A 6,420-nucleotide genomic window follows, 5' to 3' on the forward strand; every position below is an offset into this window, starting at 1 on the left:
ATGCGAGCTGGCCTATGCCGCCGGGGTGACGCCGCAGACCGCCAGCTCGCATCTCGCCAAGCTGCTGGAGGGCGGGATGCTGACGGTCGAGACCGAGGGCCGGCACCGCTATTTCCGCCTGGCCGGCGCCCATGTCGCCCAGGCGCTCGAGCAGCTGTCCGCGATCGCGCCGCACAGCGCCGTGCGCCGCAAGCCGCTGAGCCGCGACGCCCGCCGCTTCTGCTTCGCCCGCTGCTGCTACGACCACCTGGCCGGCCGGCTGGGCGTGGCGGTGACCCGGGCGCTGCAGGAGCGGGCGCTGATCGTGCCGGCGCCGGAGAAGCGGTTCGAGGTGACGGCGGACGGGCATGACTGGTTCGCCGGACTCGGCCTCGATGTCGGCGCGCTGCGCCCGACCCGGCGCGGCCTGGCCCGGCAATGCCTGGACTGGACCGAGCGCGAGCACCACCTGGCCGGGCCGCTGGGGGTGCGGTTCCTCGCGGTGCTGTGCGACAAGGGCTGGCTGCGGCGCTCCCCCTCCTCCCGTGCCGTCGAGGTCACGCCGCAGGGCTGGGCCGGGCTGAAGGAGCGGCTGGGCGTGCCGCCCGGGCTGGAGGACGGCGCCTGAGGCTCAGAGCTTCAGCCGCGCCAGCGCCATCATCGCGCCGCCGGCCACCAGGCCCCAGAAGGCGGCGCCGATGCCGAACAGCGACAGGCCGGACACGGTGGTGACGAAGGTGACCACCGCCGGCAGCCGCTCCTCCTCCCGCGCCAGCGCGGTCGACAGGGCGCCGCCCAGGCTGCCCAGCAGGGCGAGGCCGGCCACCGCCTGGATCAGCAGCGGCGGCGACGCGGCGATGAAGGCGGCGGCGAAGCCGGCGAACAGGCCGATCACGACATAGACCGCCCCGGCCACCACCGCGGCCGGCCAGCGCCGCGCCGGGTCGGGATGCGCCTCGGCCGAGGCGCAGAGCGCCGCGGTGATCGCCGACAGGTTGACCGCGTGGCCGCCGATCAGCGCGGCCAGGCCGCTGGTCAGGCCGGTGGCGACGAACAGCGGCCCGACCGGCGGGCGGTAGCCATTGGCGTTCAGCACCGCCAGGCCCGGCACGTTCTGCGACGCCATGGTGACGATGAACAGCGGCACGGCGATGCCGATGATCGCACCGGTCGAGAACGCCGGAGCGACGAAGACCGGCTGCGGCCAGAGATGGGCGAAGGCCTCCGGCGGCACCGCGGTGGTCAGGCCGATCATCGCCAGGGCGGCGACCACGGCCAGCGGCACGGCGTAGAGCCGGGCGAAGCGCCAGGCCAGGGCCCAGACCAGCACCACCGGCAGGGCCAGCAACGGCATGGCGCCGACCGCCCGCGCCGGGGCCAGGCAGAGATCGAGCAGCACCCCGGCCAGCATGGCGCTGGCCAGCGGCGTCGGGATCGCCGTCACCAGCCGGCCGAAGGGGCGCCACAGCCCGGCCGCGACCACCAGGGCCCCGGCCACCAGGAAGGCGCCGGCCGCGGCCGCGAAGCCGCCATCCGGCACGCCCGTCGCCACCAGCAGCGCCGCGCCGGGGGTTGACCAGGCGATGCTGATCGGCATCCGCGACCGCCAGGACAGCAGGATCGCCAGCAGCCCCTGGCCGATGCAGACGGCGAGCAGGCCGGACGCCGCCTGGGCCGGGGTGGCGCCGGCCGCCGCCAGGCCCTGCAGCACCACGGTGAAGGCGCTGGCGAAGCCGACGATGGCGGCCAGCACGCCGGCCGCGACCGGCTGCAGCGCCGAGCCGCCGCGCGGCGCCGTCTTCGCGCCGCCGGGCGCGTCGAGGGTGGAGGAAGTGTCGGTCCGCATCGCCGGCCTCTGGTCTGGGCCGGGGCAGGCTGCCGACCGGCGGCCTCAGACGCTAAGGCCAGACGGCGCCCTCCGAAACAAATCAATTGTTTGGATACAACCGTAACCGGTTTCGGGCTTGCAGCGGAGCGCAGCGGGGAGGAGGATCGTACGGTGAGGGGTGATGCCGTCGACGGGCGACGGCACCCGGGGGAGTATGTGTGATGCGGGTTCCGGCAGTTCTGTCATTGATCGCGGCCGGCCTCGCCATGGCCGCCTGCTCGTCGCCCCAGGTCCCGGGCGACCAGTTCAACGTCTCGGTCCACAACCCGACGCCCGCGGCGCTGGACCGCACCGCCCCGGCCCGCGAGCCCGGCGACGACCCGTACAACCGCGTCGTCCCGCTGCCGTAAGGCGCCCGGTCATTCCATTCGGCGGCGGAACATCCAGGCGGCGGCGCTGAGCGTCGCCAGGGCGATCAGCGCCAGCGGCGCGGTGTTGCGCAGCATCTCCTCGACCGGCAGCCCCTTCAGGAACACGCCGCGGACGATGACGATGAAGTAGCGCAGCGGGTTCAGATAAGTCACCGGCTGCAGCCAGCCCGGCATGTTGTCGATCGGCGTGGCGAAGCCGGACATCAGCGTCGCCGGGATCATGAACAGGAAGGATCCCAGGATCGCCTGCTGCTGCGTCGCCGACAGCGACGAGATGAACAGCCCGACGCCGATCAGCGCCAGCAGGTAGAAGAACACGCCGGCATAGAACATGCCCAGCGACCCGCGCAGCGGCAGGCCGAACCAGACCACCGCCGCCAGCAGGTAGAAGCTGCAATGGGCGAAGCCGATCAGCAGCGACGGGATGGTCTTGCCCAGCAGGATCTCGTGCACCCGGAGCGGCGAGACCAGCAGCTGGTCGAAGGTGCCCAGCTCCCGCTCCCGCGCGATCGACAGGCCGGTGACGATCAGCCCGATCAGCACGGCGATCACCGCGATCAGGTTCGGCACCATGAACCATTGCGTGTCCAGCCCCGGGTTGAACCAGAAGCGCGGCACCGCGGCATCCGTCCCCACGGCCAGGCCGCTGGGGCTGGCGGCGTCCGCCGCCATGCCGGCCACGATCTGCGAGATGTAGTTGCCGGCCAGCTGCGAGGCGTTGGAGCGGCGGCCGTCCAGGATCACCTGGAGGTCGGCCGGGCGGCCGGCGGCGACGTCACGGGAAAAGCCGGGCCCGATCTGCACCGCCGCCAGCACCTGCTGCCGGTCGATCGCGTCCCGCAGCGCCTCCGGCGTGTCGACCGCCAGGATGCTGCGGACGTACGGCGAGCCCTCGACCCGCCGCACCAGCTCCTGGCTCCAGGCGCCGCGGTCGCGGTCCAGGAGGGCGAGGTCGACGTTCTTCACCTCCATCGTCGCGGCATAGGCGAAGACGAAGAGCTGTAGGATCGGCGGCACGATCAGGATCATCCGGCCGCGCGGGTCACGCAGCACGGCCAGCAGTTCCTTGACCACCAGGGCCTTCAGGCGGCGCCACATCTCAGGCCAGCCTCTTCCGGGTCAGCCGCGCCGCCAGGGCCAGCAGGACCGCGCCCTCGACCAGCAGCACGGCCATGTTGCGCAGGTACAGCGGCCAGATGTCCCCGGCCAGGAACACGGTCTGCAGCGCCGGCACGTAGTAGCGCGCCGGCAGGACATAGGTGATCCACTGGATCGGCCGCGGCATCGAGCTGATCTCGAACAGGAAGCCCGACAGCAGAAAGGCCGGCAGGAAGCCCGCCACCAGGGCCAGCTGTGACGCCAGGAACTGGTTCTTCGTCGCCGAGGAGATGATCAGCCCCAGCCCCAGCGCCGGCCACAGGAAGGCGGCGGAGACCAGGTACAGCGCCCCGATCGAGCCGCGAAACGGCACCCCGAACAGCACCACGGCGACGAAGACGCACAGGGTCAGCGACGCCAGGCCGAGCGCGAAATAGGGCAGCACCTTGCCGGCCAGCAGCTCCGCCGCCGTGACCGGCGTCGCCATCATCGCCTCCATCGTCCCCCGCTCCCACTCCCGCGCCACCACCAGGGCGGTCAGCAGGGTGCCGATCATGGTCATGACGATGGCGATGGCGCCCGGCACCAGGGTGTTGCGGCTGACCAGCTCCTGGTTGAACCAGACGCGCTGCTCGACATCGATCATCGGCGCGCCGTCGGCACCGTGCCCGGCCGCCCGCATCGCCCGCCAGCCCGACAGCACGCCCTGGGCATAGGCCATGACGAAATTGGCGGTGTTCGGGTCGGTGCCGTCGACCAGGATCTGGATCTGCGGCGCGCCGCCGGGCCGCGCCGCCTCGGCGGCGAAGGTGGCGGGGATGACGATGATGCCCTTGACCCGGTTGGTCACCAGGTCGTCGGCGAATTGACGCCGGTCGGTGCCGATGCGGGCATCGAAATAGCGCGAGGCCTGGAACGCGGCGGCCAGGTCGCGCGCCTCCGGCCCCGGGCTCTCCACCGCCACGCCGACCCGGGTGTGGTCGGCGTCGAGCGACAGGGCATAGCCGAACAGGAACAGCAGCAGCACCGGCAGCACCACCGCGATCAGCAGGCTGGACGGGTCGCGCAGGATCTGCCGGCTCTCCTTGCGCAAGAGCGCCCCAAAGCGGCGGAGACGGTCGGCGCGGGAGGGGGGCTCGGTCTGCTTGGGCGGAAAGTGGAGATCCATCACGCCGCCTCCCTCTTCTCATCCGAGGCCTCGACCAGGGCGATGAAGGCGTCCTCCATGGTCGGGTCGGGGTTATCCCGGTCCGCCACCTTGGCCTTCAGCTCGTCCGGCGAGCCGAGGGCGATCGAGCGGCCGCGATAGATCAGCGTGATCCGGTCGCAATACTCGGCCTCGTCCATGAAATGGGTGGTCACCAGCACGGTCACGCCGCGCTCGACCAGGCCGTTGATATGGGTCCAGAACTCGCGCCGGCTGATCGGGTCGACGCCGGAGGTCGGCTCGTCCAGGAACAGCACCTCGGGCTCGTGCATCACGGCGCAGGCCAGGGCCAGGCGCTGCTTGAAGCCGAGCGGCAGGGTGCCGGCCGAGCGCGACCGCACCTCGCCCAGCGCGAAGATGTCGAGCATCAGCCCGATCTGGCGCTGCGCCCGGCGCCGGTCCAGCCCGTAGACGCCGGCGAAGAAGTCGAGGTTCTGGACCACGCTGAGATCGCCGTACAGCGAGAATTTCTGCGCCATGTAGCCGAGGCGGTTGCGCGCCTCGGCGGCGTCGCGGCGGAGGTCGAAGCCGGCCACCCGCCCCTCCCCCGCCGTCGGCTTCAGCAGGCCGCACAGCATCTTGAAGGTGGTCGACTTGCCGGCGCCGTTGGGGCCGAGCAGCCCGAAGATCTCGCCGCGCGGGATGTCGAAGCTGATGTCGGCCGCGGCGGTGAAGTCGCCGAAGCGCTTGGTCAGGCCGCGCGCCTCGATCACCGGGCCCTCACGCGGCGGCAGCGCCTCGCGCGCCTCGGCCAGCCTCGACCGGCCGCCGGGACCGCCGCCGAGGATGTCGACGAAGGCGTCCTCGAAGCGCGGCGCCGCCGGGCCGACCCTGGCCTCCGCGCCCGCCTCCGGCGGCGGTTCCGGGGGCTGGCCCTTCTCCTTCGTCACCAGCCGGATCGCGGTGCCCTGGATGACGCCGTCGATCACGCCGGGGCGGTCCAGCGCCGCCGCCAGCACCTGCCGCCGCCGGCCCGCGACCCCGGTCAGCCGGAACACCCGGCCCTCGACCCGGCCGGTCAGCCCGCCCGGCTCGCCCTCGTAGAGCAGCCTGCCCTCATTCAGCAGCAGCACCCGGTCGCATTTCTCGGCCTCGTCGAGATAGGCGGTCGACCAGACCACGCCGATGCCCTCGCGCGTCAGGTCGCGCACCATGCCCCACAGCTCGCGCCGCGAGATCGGGTCGACGCCGACGCCCGGCTCGTCCAGCAGCAGCAGGCGCGGCTTGCGCAGCAGGGCGCAGCCGAGGCCCAGCTTCTGCTTCATGCCGCCGGACAGCTTGCCGGCCAGCCGGCCGGTGAAGCGCTTCAGGTCGGTGAAGGTCAGCAGCTCGTCGAACACCGCCGGCCGCTCGGCCTGCGGCAGGGCGCGGAGATCGGCGTAGAGGTCGAGATTCTCCTGCACCGTCAGGTCCTCATACAGGCCGAAGCGCTGCGGCATGTAGCCGATCGCGGCCTGGATCGGCGCCGGCTCGGCCCGGCTGTCATGGCCGAGCACGGTCAGGGTCCCTTCCTCGGGCCACAGCAGCGCGGTCATCAGCCGGATCAGCGTGGTCTTGCCCGCCCCGTCCGGACCGACCAGCCCGGTGATCCGGCCGCCGCCGATCGCGGCGGTGACCGCGTCGAGCGCCGGCCTGCCCGGCCCGAAGCGCTTGGTCACCCCGTCGATGCGGACCAGGTCCGGCATCGGCTCGGAAGGGGGAAGAGACTGGTTCACCGGCATGGCCTGCTCCCCCTCACCCTCCCGTCGCCAACGCGACGGGCCCCTCCCTCTCCCCGAGGAGAGGGAAATGGTGCGCAGTCCCATTCACCTCTCCTTGGGGAGAGGTCGAAATCGCCCTGGCGATTTCGGGTGAGGGGGCGGCTCCGGCCGGTCGAG

The 6,420-nt window shown here is 72.3% G+C and carries 6 protein-coding genes; 2 read left to right on the forward strand and 4 right to left on the reverse strand.

Translation table 11 applies throughout. From position 1 onward, the window contains the following. A partial coding sequence (locus tag ABDW35_RS29635) for a helix-turn-helix domain-containing protein (protein ID WP_343717444.1) occupies positions 1-607 on the forward strand: 607 nt, incomplete at its 5' end. A 3-nt stretch (positions 608-610) separates the two neighbouring features. Here the strand turns inward: ABDW35_RS29635 and ABDW35_RS29640 are convergent. Further along, the gene (locus ABDW35_RS29640) at positions 611-1,825 is read right to left on the reverse strand and encodes a benzoate/H(+) symporter BenE family transporter (protein WP_343717445.1); all 1,215 of its coding nucleotides are present in this window, start codon (positions 1,823-1,825) and stop codon (positions 611-613) included. Positions 1,826-2,028: 203 nt separating this feature from the next. Between ABDW35_RS29640 and ABDW35_RS29645 the strand changes: the two genes are divergently transcribed. After that, positions 2,029-2,217: a hypothetical protein gene (locus tag ABDW35_RS29645; protein WP_343717446.1), complete on the forward strand. Its 189-nt coding sequence runs from the start codon at positions 2,029-2,031 to the stop codon at positions 2,215-2,217. A 9-nt stretch (positions 2,218-2,226) separates the two neighbouring features. Here the strand turns inward: ABDW35_RS29645 and ABDW35_RS29650 are convergent, their stop codons facing one another. Genes ABDW35_RS29650 through ABDW35_RS29660 form a run of 3 tightly spaced genes read right to left on the reverse strand, consistent with a single transcriptional unit; the run spans position 2,227 to position 6,264 of the window. Next, positions 2,227-3,336 (reverse strand): ABC transporter permease, encoded by a 1,110-nt coding sequence (locus ABDW35_RS29650; protein WP_343717447.1) that lies wholly within the window; start codon positions 3,334-3,336, stop codon positions 2,227-2,229. Position 3,337: 1 nt separating this feature from the next. Further along, on the reverse strand, positions 3,338-4,504 hold the full coding sequence (locus tag ABDW35_RS29655; RefSeq protein WP_343717448.1) for an ABC transporter permease: 1,167 nt from the start codon (positions 4,502-4,504) through the stop codon (positions 3,338-3,340). Beyond that, positions 4,504-6,264, reverse strand: a complete 1,761-nt coding sequence (locus ABDW35_RS29660; protein ID WP_343717449.1) for an ATP-binding cassette domain-containing protein — start codon at positions 6,262-6,264, stop codon at positions 4,504-4,506. Before ABDW35_RS29660 ends, ABDW35_RS29655 begins: the two co-directional genes overlap by 1 nt. Positions 6,265-6,420 lie beyond the last annotated feature (156 nt).

The organism is Inquilinus sp. (assembly GCF_039594555.1).
Taxonomy (GTDB): Bacteria; Pseudomonadota; Alphaproteobacteria; order DSM-16000; family Inquilinaceae; genus Inquilinus.